A 12,837-nucleotide genomic window follows, 5' to 3' on the forward strand; every position below is an offset into this window, starting at 1 on the left:
TCGACGGGTCAGCCGGCGGTGCCGCGCTCCAGAATCGACTTCAGGTTCTGCTCGTCGCGCGGCATCTCCTTGCGGGCGGCCGGCTTCACGACCAGCGGCGCGATCACCTTGCCGATGCCGTGGCCCTCGAAGTCGAGCGAGAGCGTCAGCCGCGAGCGCTCGCCGCCCGCCAGCGGCTCGATGGTGCCCTGGACGTCACCGCGCACCGGTCCGTCCATGCCGTGGATGTGCCAGCTGCGCGGCGGGTCCAGCTCCATGACCTGCATGGTCATGTCGAAGTCCTTCTTGCCCATGCGGCGGGTCACGGTGACCTGCGAGCCGACCGTGCCGGGGTCGCCGCGCTTCTGCTGCACCTTGACCGCGCTGTCCTGCCACTCCGGCAGATGCTGCGGGTCCGTGATGTAGGCGTAGACGTCCTCGGGGCGGCGCGCGATGTCGACGGAGGCGTTGATCCTGGACATGTCGCCTCCTTGCTTGCGGGAGGGGATCTCAGTCCATCGTCCCACGGTGGAGGCCCCTCAGCAGGGCGATCCCGGCGCCGCGGCGGAGCGACTCGCAACGGGCGGCGGCCGCTACGGGAGCGGTCGGCGGCCGATCGACTCGACCAGGGGCAGCAGTCGGTGGGCCACCCGCTCGCGCAGGGCGATCTCGGTGCGGGTGCGGACCACTCCGGGCAGCTGGATCAGCCGCTGGATGACGTCCTCCAGGTGTCCGGCGTCCCGGGCCACCACCCGGGTCAGCAGGTCGCCGCCACCGGTGATGGAGAACGCCTCCACGATCTCCGGCACGGTTGCGAGCGCGTCCCCGACCTCGTCCAGATGCCCCTGCGTCACCTCGATGTGCACGAACGCGAGCACCGGGTGGCCGAGGGCGGCGGGCGAGAGCACCGGTCCGGTCGCGGTGATCACCCCGTCCCGCTCCAGCCGGTCGATCCGGGCCTGCACGGTGCCCCGGGCGACCCCGAGGATCCGCGCGTACTCGCGCACGCTGGTGCGCGGCTGCTCGATGAGGAGCCGCAGGATGCGGGTGTCGAGCGCGTCCACCGCCATGGTCCGTTGGCCTCCTTCTGGCCCTACCGCAGAGGTTTCGACTGTACCAATGGCCCACTCATCCGGACGTCGTTTGAGCCACTGGGCGGAAGGATGCTTTCCTCTTATGAGAGTTGAACAGATGGCGCCGCGCACGCGCCGGACCGGCGAGGTGGCCGGGACCCGGCCCCGCGGCGCCATCGTCATGTCGTGATGTGGTCGGTCCACGGCCATCCACATCTCAACCGACGAAGCCATCCACGAATCAATCCACGAAGAGGGTGTGTGTACGGCAGCGGGGGCGGGACGACCGTCATGAAGAAGGACCCGAAGCGTTTGCTGGAGAAGGGCCTGGCGGCCGGCGGCAGGGCGCTGCGGCGCATGTGCGTGGCGCCCGACCCGGGCAGGGTCCGGCTGCGGGTGGCCACCCGCGCGGTCGTCGGCATCGCGCTCGCGGTGACCGTCTCCGAGCTGGCCGGGCTCTCCATCGTCGCCTCCATCACCGCGGGCCTCGCCGCGCTGCTCGCCCTGTTCACCGTCGGCGACCCCACCGTGCGCCGCCAGGCCGTCACCACGGCCCTGCTGCCGCTCGCCGGCTTCCCCGTGCTCGCGCTCGCGACCGCCCTGCACGACGCGCCGCTGCTGCGCGACGGCGCCTGGCTGGTCGTCGTCTTCGCCGGGGTGTACGCGCGCCGCTGGGGGCCGCGCGGACACGCGCTCGGCATCTTCGCGTTCATGCAGTTCTTCGTGACGCAGTTCCTGCACGCGCTGCCCGCGCAGCTGCCGGAGCTGTTCGCGGCCGTGCTGCTCGCGCTCGGCGCCGCCGGCGCCGTCCGCTTCGTCTTCTGGTGCGTCGAGCGGCACGTGCCGCCGCCCGCCGCGCCCGCCCCGCTGCCCGGCACCGGGCTGGCCCGGCCCACCACCCGGCAGGCCTTCCAGGCCACCGCCGCCTGCGCGGTGGCCCTCGCGGCCGGCCAGCTGCTCTCCGAGCAGCGCTGGTACTGGGCCGTCGGCACCGCCTGGTGGATCTTCGTCAACACCGCCTCGCGCGGCGAGACCCTGGTCCGCGGCTTCCGCCGGGTCGTCGGCACCGTCACCGGCATCGCCGCCGGACTGCTCATCGCCCTGCCGCTGGGCGGCGCGCCCGCGCCGACGGCCGCGCTCGTCGCCGTCTGCGTCTTCGGGATCTTCTACACCGCGCCGCTCTCGTACAGCTGGATGATGTTCTTCGTCACCGTCATGGCCGGACTGCTCTACGGACTCCTCGGCGTCCTGCACCCCGGCCTGCTGATGCTCCGCTTCGAGGAGACCGCGGTCGGCGCGCTCGGCGCCGCCGTCGGCGTCGCCCTGCTGCCGGTGACCACGCACGCGGCCACCAACGCCTGGATCCAGCGGGCCGTGGCCTGTGTCCACGCCTGCACCACCGCCGCGGCCCGCCGCCTCGCCGGGGACCCGCACGCCGACCCGGCACCGCACGCCGCCGAGCTCGACCTGCTCCTCGGCCGCGCCCGGCTCACCCTCGCCCCGCTGGTCCACCCGCTGAGCCCGCTGCGGGCCCGCAAGGCCCGCGCCCGCCGGGTCCTCGCGCTGCTCGACGACTGCGCCCGCGAGATCCGCGGCCTCGCCGCCGTCGCCGCCGACCCCGACGCCTCCCACGACGCCCGCCTCGCGGCCGCCGCCTGGCGCGTCGAGTCCGCGGTCCACGCCCTGGTCCCGGCCGCGGTCCCGCCGCGGACCACGACCACCCTGTTCGACCTCCAGCCGCACCACCCGGGCGCGGAGGCCGCCCTGGCGCACCTCCACAGCCTCGAACGCGCCCTGGTCGACCTCGCGACCCCGCTGCGCACCGCCCCGGGCGCGCCCCTGATCCCGGTGGCCTGACCCTTGGTCTAGACCGGCTGCTAACGTCGGCCCCACCACGGCCGGTCCGCCCGGACCGGCGACGGGACAGGGGAGGCGCAGTGGGTGCGGTGGGCGACATTCAGGCGGGGCAGGACGGCACGACGACGCGCGCGTACATCGGGTCGTTCACCTCCGAGGGCGGACGCGGAGTCATCGCCGCCGACGTGGACCGGGAGAGCGGCGCGCTCACCGTGACCGGGGCGAGCGACGCCGTCGCCGATCCGACGTTCCTCGCGCTCGCCGGGGACGTGCTCTACGCGGTCTCGGAGACCGACCGGGGCGCCGCGGCCGCCTTCGACGTCACCGGACCGGAGCCCCGGCCGCTCGGCGTGCCGGTGCCGGTCCGGGCCGCCGGGCCCACGCACCTCGCGGTCGTGGGCGGGTACCTCCTCACCGCGAACTACACGTCCGGCAGCGTGACCTCCCTGCCCCGCGCCGCCGACGGCCGTCTCGGCCCCGTCGCCGACCTGATGAGGCACGAGGGTTCAGGGCCCGTCGCCGACCGGCAGGAAGGCCCGCACGCGCACCAGGTGCTGCCCGACCCGAGCGGACGCTGGGTGCTCGCCGTCGACCTCGGGACGGACTCCGTCACGGTCGGCGCCCTGGACCCCGCCACCGGCGTGCTGCGCGCGCACGGCGGCACCGCCCTGCGCCCCGGCACCGGCCCCCGCCACCTCGTCTTCCACCCGGCCGGCCGTCACGCCTACCTCCTGAACGAGCTGGAACCCACCCTCACCGTCTGCCGCTGGGACCCCGAGGCCGGCGTCCTCACCCCGCTCGGCGAGACCCCCGTCGTCCCCGAGAGCGCCACCGGCCCCCAGTACCCCGCCGAGGTCGTCGCCGACCCCGGCGGACGCTTCCTCTGGGCCTCCGTGCGCGGCGGCGACACCCTCGCCGTCCTGGCCCTCGACGCGACCGGCGAGGAGGCCCGCCTCGTCGCCTCCGTGCCCTGCGGCGGCCGCTGGCCCCGCGACCTGACGCTCGGACCTTCCGGCCGGCACCTCTACGCCGCGAACCAGCACTCCGGCGACGTCACCTGGTTCACCGTCGACCCCGACACCGGCGTTCCCGACCGCGCCGGCTCGATCCCGGCCCCGGCCGCCTCCTGCGTCGTCTTGGGCTAGCCACCGCAACCCGAATACGGGAAGGGCCCGCGCCGGAGCATCTCCGGCGCGGGCCCTTCCCGTCACGGTCGTACGCGCGCGTGCGCGCCCGCATCAGTGGGCCGACGCCCCCTGCTGCGGGTTGATGCCGAGCGTCGCCATGTACTGCGAGAGCACCAGGCGGCCGATCGCCGGGTACGCGCCCAGCGCCTCGGCGGACGCGCAGCCCGCCTCCTTGGCGGCCACGTCGAGCAGCCCCTCGGCCAGCTCGGGACCGATCAGGTACGGGGCCAGCGCGAGCTGCTCCGCGCCGGCGCCGCGCAGCTGCTCGGCGATCGAGGCGATCGAACCGTCCTGGTCGAGCGCCGCCGCCATCACGGGCACCGCGAGGCGCGCCGCGAGCAGCATGCCGGTGATCCCGGCGGCCTGCACGGCCTCCTCGCCGCCGACGGTGGCCAGGATGATGCCGTCGGCCGCCGTGGCGACCGTGAACAGGCGGGCGCGGTCGGCGCGGGCCAGACCGGCCTCGGAGAGCCGCACGTGCAGGGCCTCGGCGAGCAGCGGGTGCGGGCCGAGCACATCGGTCAGCTCGGCGTTGTTGCCGGCGTCCATCACGGCCTGCCGGATCCGCCGCGTCAGCGCGCTGTCCGGGCCCGCGAGCAGCGGCACCACGACGGCGGCCGGGCCCTCGGGGGCGGCGACCTCGCGGCCGGCGGCCACGGCGATCTCGTACCGCTCGGTGCGCAGGGCCGCGGCCCGCGTCAGCACGGCGGAGAGGGTGGGGTACTCGTCTTCGTCGCCGTCCAGGTAGCCGATCGCGGCCTCCAGGCCGGGCAGCTCCGAGCGGGCGATGCTCACGACCTCTTCGGCCAGCGAGCGTATGGCGGCCGACGGCACACCGGGTACAGCGAGAACCAGCGCGGGAGCGCCCTCGGGCGCCGCCACGGGTTCAGGGCGACGGTGTCGCCCGGACTGGCGGGGTCGCGGCATTCGTACAGGCAGGCCGGGGTTGGGCCCAGTGGGGGAGCTCATGCCGCCGCATGCTACTGGTTTTGTCCGTTGCCCCGTTCGCTGAGGTGCGGCCCCGCGAATTCTGCCCCTCTATGTCCGAAAGTGGCCTGGAACCGCCGTTTACCTGGTGAGTTGCAGCAGCCGCGGATCCTCCGGCAGGCGAAGCGCGTCCGCCGCGAGCGCGCCCGCGACCATCACCGCTCCGGCCAGCGGATCGCCGGCTGCGGCCACCTCTCGTGCCGTCGGCAGCAGTGCCCGCAGCTCCGCGCGCAAAGGTGCGAGCAAGGGCTCGCCCAGCTTCAACAACCCGCCCGTCAGCGCCACTTCGCCCTCCGTGCCGACGGGAAGAACGGCCGCCGCGGCCTCCGCGATGTGCGTCGCAGCCCGCGCCAGAACATCCTCGGCCACCGGGTCTCCGGCGACGGCGCACGACGCCACGTCCGGCGCGAACGAGGCGAGCACGGCCGCCCGGTCGGTCCGCGGATACAGCTCGCCCGGCAGCCCCGCCGCCGGTCCGAACCGCTCCTCCGCGCGCGCCAGCAGCGCGGCCGAGCCGCCGCGCCGGCCGTCGTGCGCCCGCAGCGCCGCGTCGAGTCCGGCCCGGCCGATCCAGGCGCCGCTGCCGCAGTCGCCGAGCAGATGGCCCCAGCCGTCCGCCCGGCGCCAGCCGGACAGATCGGTGCCCAGCGCGATCAGGCCCGTGCCGGCCGCGACGACCGCGCCCGGACGCTGCCCGAGCGCCCCGGCGTACGCGGTGACGGCATCCGCCGCGAGCGCGAGCCGCCGTACGCCCCAGGCCCGTTCGAGCGCGCCCGGCAGCTCGGCGCGCAGGCGGTCGCCGAGCGTCGCCATGCCCGCCGCCCCGACGGCGACGGCCCTGGCCGGCTCCTCACCGGCCCGTTCGCCGGCGCGCTCGCGCATCGCCTCGACGGCGGGCAGCAGCCGGTCGAGCAACTGCCCGGCGTCGATCCCGCCCGGCCCCGTCCGCATCGGCTCACAGAACGTCACCGTCTCCAGCAGCCGCCCCGCCTCGTCGGTCCCGTCCCCGGCCCGCGCGAGCGCGATCCGCAGCCCCGAGCCCCCGGAGTCGACGCCGACGACGAGCGTCACGGCAGCTGCCAGTCCACGGGCTCGGCGCCCTGACGGAGCAGCAGGTCGTTGGCGCGGCTGAACGGCCGGGAGCCGAAGAAGCCGCGGTCCGCCGACATCGGCGAGGGGTGCGAGGACTCGATCGCCGGCAGGTTGCCCAGCATGGGCCGCAGATTGCGGGCGTCGCGGCCCCACAGGATCGACACCAGCGGCTTCCCGCGTGCGGCGAGCGCCCGGATCGCCTGCTCGGTGACCGCTTCCCAGCCCTTGTCCCGGTGCGCGCCGGGCCGCCGCGGAGCCGTGGTGAGCGCCGTGTTGAGCAGCAGGACGCCCTGACGGGTCCACGGGGTCAGATCGCCGTTCGAGGGCCGGGGCAGGCCCAGGTCGGAGTGCATCTCCCGGTAGATGTTCTCCAGGCTCGGCGGCAGCGGGTGCACGTCCGGCGCCACCGAGAAGCTCAGGCCCACGGCGTGCCCGGGCGTGGGATAGGGGTCCTGGCCGACGATGAGGACCCTCACCTCGTCGAAGGGCTGCTGGAACGCCCTCAGGACGTTCGCCCCCGCCGGGAGGTAGGTCCGCCCGGCGGCGATCTCCTGCCGGAGGAAGTCGCCCATCCCGGCGATGCGTTCGGCCACCGGCGCGAGCGCGTGCGCCCACCCGGCCTCGACGATTTCGTTCAACGGTCGTGCTGCCACGCCGTCACTCTACTGGCGCAGTCGGACAACGCCGCCCGCCGAAGGAGCCCGGCCCGGCGGTCCCCGTCTCCCGCCGGCCACTCGGGCCCCGGGCGGCCTTCGCTCATCCGATCACCGCCGCCCGTACGCACAGCACGTCCGGCAGGTGCTCGGCGAGCAGCCGCCAGCTGTCCCCGTCGTCCGCGCTCCCGTACACCTCGCCGTTGCGGTTGCCGAAGTAGACGCCCGCCGGGTCGCCGTCGTCCGTGCACAGGGCGTCGCGCAGCACCGTGCCGTAGTGGTCGCCCTCCGGCAGGCCCTCGGTGAGCGGCTCCCAGGTCGCCCCGGCGTCCGTGGTCCGGTAGACGCGGCAGCGGCGGCCGGCCGGGACCCGGTCGGAGTCGGCGGTGATGGGGAAGACGTAGGCGGTGTCGGGGCGGTGCGGATGGGCGGCGACGGCGAAGCCGAAGTCGGAGGGCAGCCCGTCGCCGATGTCCGTCCACCGGCCGCCGCCGTCGTCACTGCGGAACACGCCCCAGTGGTTCTGCAGATAGAGCCGGTCCAGGTCGCCCGCGTCCTGCGCGATCTTGTGCACGCACTGGCCGAACTCCGGGTGCGGGTCGGGCAGGAAGACCGCCGACACCCCGTCGTTGGACGGCGCCCAGCTCGCGCCGCCGTCGCGCGAGCGGAAGACGCCCGCCGTCGACACGGCCACCGTCACCGCGTCCGGGTCGCGCGCGTCGGTCACCACCGTGTGCACCGCCTCGCCGCCCCCGCCCGGCACCCACTGGTCCCGGGTGGGGTGCTCCCACAGCGGGCGCACGAGCGCGAAGGACTCGCCGCCGTCGGCGGACCGGAACAGCGCGGCCGGCTCGGTCCCCGCGTAGACGACGTCGGGGGAGTGCGCGGGAGCGGGGTGCAGCTGCCAGACCCGCTCCAGCGAAGCCCCGGTGTCCTGCGGGAACTTGACGGCCGGCGTGGCCGGCTCGGTCCAGCTCGCGCCGAGGTCGTCGGAGCGGAAGACGGAGGGGCCCCAGTGCGAACTGTCCCCGCCGACCAGGATTCTGGGTGTCGCGCGGCGGGTGTCGATGCCGATCGAGTAGATCGCCTGCGCGTTGAAGTGCGGTTCGTCGAACTCCCATCGGCCGTCTCGCCCGCGGCCGATGAACAGACCCTTGCGGGTCCCTACGGTCAGTAGCACGTCGGTCATGCCGACACCTCCAGGACGCCGTTGTCGCGGATACGGGCCAGTCTGCACCGCACCACTGACAACGGCCCCCGGAGGCGGCTTCGCCCCAGGTCAGGGGCGTGTTGCCGGGACCGGGCCGAGGTGTGCGGCCGGTCCGGGGCAGGGCTCAGTAGGCCCGGGCGTACTGCGGCGGGGCGACGACCTCCGCGCCCAGGCCGTGGGCCGCGCGGCGCGGCCAGGACGGGTCGCGCAGCAGCTCGCGGCCGAGCAGCACCGCGTCCGCCTCGCCGTTCGCGAGGATCTTCTCGGCCTGCTCGGCCTCCGTGATCAGGCCGACGGCGGCGACCGCGAGGCCGGCCTCGGCCCGCACCCGGGCGGCGAAGGGCACCTGGTAGCCGGGGGCGACGGGGATCCGCGCCGGGCCGCCGTTGCCGCCGGTGGAGACGTCGAGCAGGTCGACGCCGTGCTCGCGGAGCAGTGCGGCCAGGCGTACGGTCTCGTCGGCCGTCCAGCCCTGCTCCTGGAGCCAGTCGGTGGCCGAGATCCGGAAGAACAGCGGCAGCTCCTCGGGCCATTCGGCGCGCACGGCGTCGACGACCTCCAGGGCGAGGCGGGTGCGGTTCTCGAAGGAGCCGCCGTAGGAGTCGGTGCGGCGGTTGCTGAACGGGGAGAGGAACTGCCCGATCAGATAGCCGTGGGCGCCGTGCACCTCCACGACCTTGAAGCCGGCGGCCAGCGCGCGGCGCGCGGCGGCCGCGAACTGCGCGGTGATCTCGTGGATCTGCTCCACGGAGAGCTCGTCCGGGACGACGTGCCGGTCGTCGAACGCGACGGGGCTCGGGCCGACCGGCCGCCATGCCAGGCCGCCGTCGGCGTCGACCGGTCCGCTGCCCTCCCAGGGGCGGTGGGTGGCGGCCTTTCGTCCGGCGTGTCCGATCTGGATGCCCGGAACGGTGCCGTGCGCGGCGAGGAAGCCGGTGATCCGGCGCAGGCCGTCGATCTGGGCGTCGTCCCAGATGCCGAGGTCGTAGGGGCTGATCCGGCCCTCGGGGGAGACGGCCGTGGCCTCCAGGAGGATCAGTCCGGCGCCGCCCGTGGCGCGGGCCGCGTAGTGCGCGAAGTGCCAGTCGCCCGCCGCACCCGCGTTCGGGCCGGCCGGCTCCGCCGAGTACTGGCACATCGGTGCCATCCAGACGCGGTTCGGGACGGTGACGGACCTGAGGGTGTAGGGCTCGAAGAGGGCGGCGCTCATGGCGGACTCCGTGGGACGTGCCGGGTGCGGATGCTCTCGTACGATACTCGTCGTAGTACGGCACCTGTCAAACTACGAGGATTCTCGTACAATGGTGAGCGTCCTTCCCGAGAGCCATCCCGAGAGCCGTGGAGCCGCCGCCGTGACGACCGCGACCAACCCCCGGGTCCTGGAACACCCCGCGCGCGAGGAGATCCGGATCGAAGCCGTGCTGCACGCGCTCTCCGACCCGGTCCGGCTGCGCATCGTGCGGGACATGGCCCGCGGCACGGCGGACGCCTTCGCCTGCTCGTACTTCGACCTCCCGGTCACCAAGTCGACCAGCACCCACCACTTCCGCGTGCTCCGCGAGAGCGGCGTCGTCCGGCAGCTCTACCGCGGCACCGCCAAGCTCAACATGCTCCGCCGCGACGACCTCGACACGCTCTTCCCCGGCCTCCTCGACACCGTCCTCGCGGCCGCCGAGTCCCAGGCCGGCCGACAGAACGAGGCCGGCGAGCTCTAGGGCCTGTCCGGCGGATCAGGGTCGGACGGGCCCTAGCCCCGCAGCAGCTGCGCCATCTCCTCGAAGCCGCGCCGCTCGGCGTGCTCCAGGGCCGTCACGCCATGGGAGTCCGCCAGATCCCGGTCCGCGCCGGCGGCGAGCAGCAGCGCCACCACCTTCTGGTGCGCCCGCCCGCCGTCGCCGAGGATCACCGCCTCCAACAGGGCCGTCCAGCCCAGGTCGTTGACGTGGTCGACGTCGATGTCCGTCTCCTGGAGCACGGCCCCCACATAGGCCACGTGCCCGCGCTCGGCGGCCGGGATGACACTGATCCCGCCGAACCGGTTCCGCAGCCGCAGATCAGGGCCCGGCTCGGCCGCGAGCAGCACCCGCATCATCGCCACGCTCCCGGTCACTCCCGTCGCCAGCCACGGGCTGTCGTGCCGCGCGTCCTGCGCGTTCACGTCCGCGCCCGCCGCGACCAGCACCCGAGCCGCCGCCACATGGTCGCCCAGGGAGGCGAGCAGCAACGGCGAGCGCAGCTCGTCGTCACGGGCCTCGACCCGGGCACCGTCGGCGAGCGCGGCTCGCACCTCCTCGGCGTCGCCACTGTGGGCGGCGGCGAGAAGGCGCTGGTCGGCGGGGACGTTCATGGGGGCTCCTCGGTACGGGGCAGGGGTACGGACACGGGGCCGGCGGTGTCCGGCGAGGGGGCCGGGCGCCGCCGGGGTTCGGGGCGGCGGAGGTCAGTTCAGGGTGGCCACGCCGGCCTGGGCGAACTTCTCGTCCAGGTCGCCGGAGGGCGCGCCGGCCACGCCGATGCCGGCGATCGGGGCGCCGCCCGCGGTGACCGGGGCGCCGCCGGCGAGGAAGAGGGTGCCGGGGATGTCCTTCAGGGTCGGGGCGTTGGCCAGCCGGCCGGCGAGGACGGAGGTCGGGGCGTTCCAGGAGACGGCGGTGTACGCCTTCTTGACGGCCGACTCGTAGGACTGCGGGCCGGCACCGTCGCCGCGAAGGGTCACGATGGTGTTGCCGTTGCGGTCGACGACGGCGACGGAGACGCGCTGGTTCTCCATCTCGGCGGCCTTCAGCGACGCCTGGGCGGCCTTGGTGGCCGCCTCGATCGTCAGATGCGTGCTCTGCGTGGTGTTCTGCTTCTTCGCGTCGGCCTTCGGCTTCGCCACGGCGGCGGCGGGTGCGGCGGCCGGCGTGGCCGCGTTCGCGGAGACGGCGCCGAAGGCGCCGGCGCCCAGGGCGACCAGGGTCGCACCGCCGGTCAGGACACGGGCCCGCATCGAGATCTTCTTCATGATGGATGACTCCTCACGGTCTTCCGCTGCCCGGGAGGCCGTGTGCCGTCCCGCTCTGTCATCCATCCTGGTGCCGCCCGCACCGCCGGCCGGTCGGCCCGGCGGCTGCGTCTCCGGCCCCGCCCGGCTTACCTCGACGTCATCCAATCGGATGACCGAGGAGGAGCTGTCTCGCGATATCCGAGACCCAAGATCCTGGATTTCGGATCCAGGGCGATGAGTATCGGATCCGACATCCTGAACATTGGATCCAAGGTGCCGGAAAGCTGCCGGATATCGGATCCAGGATCCTGAGCACTGGATCCAGGGCGCTGGACATCGGATCCCTGATGCCGGGCATCGGATCCAGGATCCTAGACATCGGATCCAGCAGGGTTCCGGATATCGGATCCTGGATCCGGGATCCCACCCGGCCGGTCGCCCTCCCGCGCCGCGCCCCGCAGCCCCTCCCAGTCCTGGATCTTCACCGGGCCACGCCCCAGAGCGTCACCGAGCGCCGCCTCGGCGCGCTCGATGGCCAGCCAGCCGCTCCACGGCACGGGCTCGTGCCCCAGGGCACGCAGCGCGGCGACCGGGTCGGGCGCGACCGGCCGGCGGGCGAGGGCGGCGGCGTCGGCGAGGAGCGAGGCGGCCGTCTCCTTGGCGCACGGGCGGTTGGTGCCGATCACGCCGCTCGGGCCGCGCTTGATCCAGCCCGCCACGTACTCGCCCGGCGACGCCGACCCGTCCCTCAGCACCCGGCCCGCCGCGTGCGGGACCGTGCCCCGGGCCGCGTCGAACGGCAGCCCGGGCAGCGGGACGCCCCGGTAGCCGACGGCCCGCAGTACGAGCCCGGCCGCGATCTCCTCGTACCGCCCCGTGCCCCGTACCCCGCCGGTGCCGTCGGGCTCCGTGCGCTCGAAGCGCACCGCCGTGACGCGGCCGCCGGTGCCGAGGATCTCCACCGGACGCAGGAAGAACCGCAGCCGTACGGAGCGCGGGCCCGCGCCGTCGCCCGGGGCCGCCGTCGCCCAGGCCCGTACGACCTCCAGATTGCGCCGGTTCACGGCCGGCAGGCCGGACGGGTCGGCGCAGGCGGGGTCGAGGGCGAGGTCCGCGGGGTCGACCAGGACCCGGGTGCCGGGGAGGGTGCCGAGTTCGCGCAGTTCCTTGGTGGTGAAGCGGGCCTGTGCGGGCCCGCGGCGCGCCACCATGTGCACGTCGCGCACCCCGCTCGCGGCGAGCGCGGTGAGGGCGCCCTGCGGGATGTCCGTCGGGCGCAGCTCGGCGGCCCGCCGGACGAGCAGCCGGGTCACGTCCACGGCCACGTTCCCGGCGCCGATCACCACGGCGCCCGGCCGGTCGAGGCCGAAGCGCTCGCTCGCGGCGTCCGGGTGGGCGCTGTACCAGGAGACGAAGCCGGTGGCCGAGAAGCTGCCGTCGAGGTCCTCGCCGGGCACGCCGAGCCGCCGGTCGCGGGCGGCGCCGACGCAGTAGACGACCGCGTGGTAGAGCTCCAGGAGCCGCGCCGGGGTGAGGCCGCGCGCGCCGACCTCGACGTCGCCGAGGAACGTGATCCGCTCGTCCTCCAGGACCGTGCGGAGGCTGCCCTGCAGTGACTTGATCTTCTCGTGGTCGGGCGCGACCCCGTACCGCACCAGGCCGTACGGACAGGGCAGCCGGTCCAGGACGTCGACCCGGATCCCGGGCACGGTGTTCTGCCCGACCAGTGCCTGGGCGGTGTAGACGCCGCTGGGACCGGCGCCGACCACGGCGACTCGCAGCACGGACGCGCCCCTTCCGGTGGGGGAGGACC

13 protein-coding genes are annotated in these 12,837 nt (G+C 74.7%); 3 read left to right on the plus strand and 10 right to left on the minus strand.

From position 1 onward, the window contains the following. Positions 1–8 precede the first annotated feature (8 nt). Together ACFYU9_RS15490 and ACFYU9_RS15495 are read right to left on the minus strand one after the other, a co-directional pair. On the minus strand, positions 9–461 hold the full coding sequence (locus ACFYU9_RS15490; protein ID WP_389217676.1) for an SRPBCC family protein: 453 nt from the start codon (positions 459–461) through the stop codon (positions 9–11). Positions 462–572: 111 nt separating this feature from the next. Then, complete coding sequence (locus ACFYU9_RS15495; RefSeq protein WP_389217679.1) at positions 573–1,049, minus strand: Lrp/AsnC family transcriptional regulator; 477 nt, start codon at positions 1,047–1,049, stop codon at positions 573–575. A gap of 360 nt (positions 1,050–1,409) precedes the next feature. Here ACFYU9_RS15495 and ACFYU9_RS15500 point away from each other — a divergent pair, with 360 nt between their 5' ends. Beyond that, positions 1,410–2,909 carry an FUSC family protein gene (locus ACFYU9_RS15500; RefSeq protein WP_389345307.1) on the plus strand — a complete coding sequence of 500 codons (1,500 nt, stop codon included), beginning with the start codon at positions 1,410–1,412 and terminating at the stop codon, positions 2,907–2,909. Positions 2,910–2,998: 89 nt separating this feature from the next. Continuing rightward, positions 2,999–4,054 (plus strand): lactonase family protein, encoded by a 1,056-nt coding sequence (locus ACFYU9_RS15505; protein ID WP_389344989.1) that lies wholly within the window; start codon positions 2,999–3,001, stop codon positions 4,052–4,054. 93 nt (positions 4,055–4,147) lie between these two features. Here the strand turns inward: ACFYU9_RS15505 and ACFYU9_RS15510 are convergent, their stop codons facing one another. The 5 genes from ACFYU9_RS15510 to ACFYU9_RS15530 form a co-directional block, all read right to left on the minus strand. Then, positions 4,148–5,065: a sirohydrochlorin chelatase gene (locus ACFYU9_RS15510; RefSeq protein ID WP_389217684.1), complete on the minus strand. Its 918-nt coding sequence runs from the start codon at positions 5,063–5,065 to the stop codon at positions 4,148–4,150. Positions 5,066–5,164: 99 nt separating this feature from the next. Beyond that, positions 5,165–6,154 (minus strand): N-acetylglucosamine kinase, encoded by a 990-nt coding sequence (locus ACFYU9_RS15515; protein ID WP_389344990.1) that lies wholly within the window; start codon positions 6,152–6,154, stop codon positions 5,165–5,167. Next, entirely contained in the window at positions 6,151–6,828 is a 678-nt protein-coding gene (locus tag ACFYU9_RS15520) for a uracil-DNA glycosylase (protein WP_389344992.1), read from the minus strand. The genes ACFYU9_RS15515 and ACFYU9_RS15520 overlap by 4 nt, the downstream gene beginning before the upstream one ends. Positions 6,829–6,931: 103 nt before the next feature. Beyond that, positions 6,932–8,017, minus strand: coding sequence for a WD40/YVTN/BNR-like repeat-containing protein (locus ACFYU9_RS15525; protein WP_389217693.1), 1,086 nt, complete (start codon positions 8,015–8,017; stop codon positions 6,932–6,934). Between the two features lie 145 nt (positions 8,018–8,162). Further along, positions 8,163–9,248, minus strand: coding sequence for an NADH:flavin oxidoreductase/NADH oxidase (locus tag ACFYU9_RS15530; RefSeq protein WP_389344994.1), 1,086 nt, complete (start codon positions 9,246–9,248; stop codon positions 8,163–8,165). A 142-nt stretch (positions 9,249–9,390) separates the two neighbouring features. On the opposite strand from ACFYU9_RS15530, the gene ACFYU9_RS15535 reads away from it, so the two are divergent. Next, positions 9,391–9,753, plus strand: coding sequence for an ArsR/SmtB family transcription factor (locus tag ACFYU9_RS15535; protein ID WP_389344995.1), 363 nt, complete (start codon positions 9,391–9,393; stop codon positions 9,751–9,753). A 32-nt stretch (positions 9,754–9,785) separates the two neighbouring features. Here the strand turns inward: ACFYU9_RS15535 and ACFYU9_RS15540 are convergent, their stop codons facing one another. From ACFYU9_RS15540 to ACFYU9_RS15550, 3 genes are all read right to left on the minus strand, one after another. After that, the gene (locus ACFYU9_RS15540) at positions 9,786–10,385 is read right to left on the minus strand and encodes an ankyrin repeat domain-containing protein (RefSeq protein ID WP_389344997.1); all 600 of its coding nucleotides are present in this window, start codon (positions 10,383–10,385) and stop codon (positions 9,786–9,788) included. A gap of 93 nt (positions 10,386–10,478) precedes the next feature. Next, the gene (locus ACFYU9_RS15545; protein WP_389344999.1) at positions 10,479–11,042 is read right to left on the minus strand and encodes a heme-binding protein; all 564 of its coding nucleotides are present in this window, start codon (positions 11,040–11,042) and stop codon (positions 10,479–10,481) included. Positions 11,043–11,395: 353 nt separating this feature from the next. Continuing rightward, positions 11,396–12,808 carry an FAD-dependent oxidoreductase gene (locus ACFYU9_RS15550; RefSeq protein WP_389345001.1) on the minus strand — a complete coding sequence of 471 codons (1,413 nt, stop codon included), beginning with the start codon at positions 12,806–12,808 and terminating at the stop codon, positions 11,396–11,398. Between the last annotated feature and the right edge of the window lie 29 nt (positions 12,809–12,837).

Origin of the sequence: Streptomyces sp. NPDC004327 (assembly GCF_042873935.1) — a bacterium.
GTDB lineage: Bacteria > Actinomycetota > Actinomycetes > Streptomycetales > Streptomycetaceae > Streptomyces.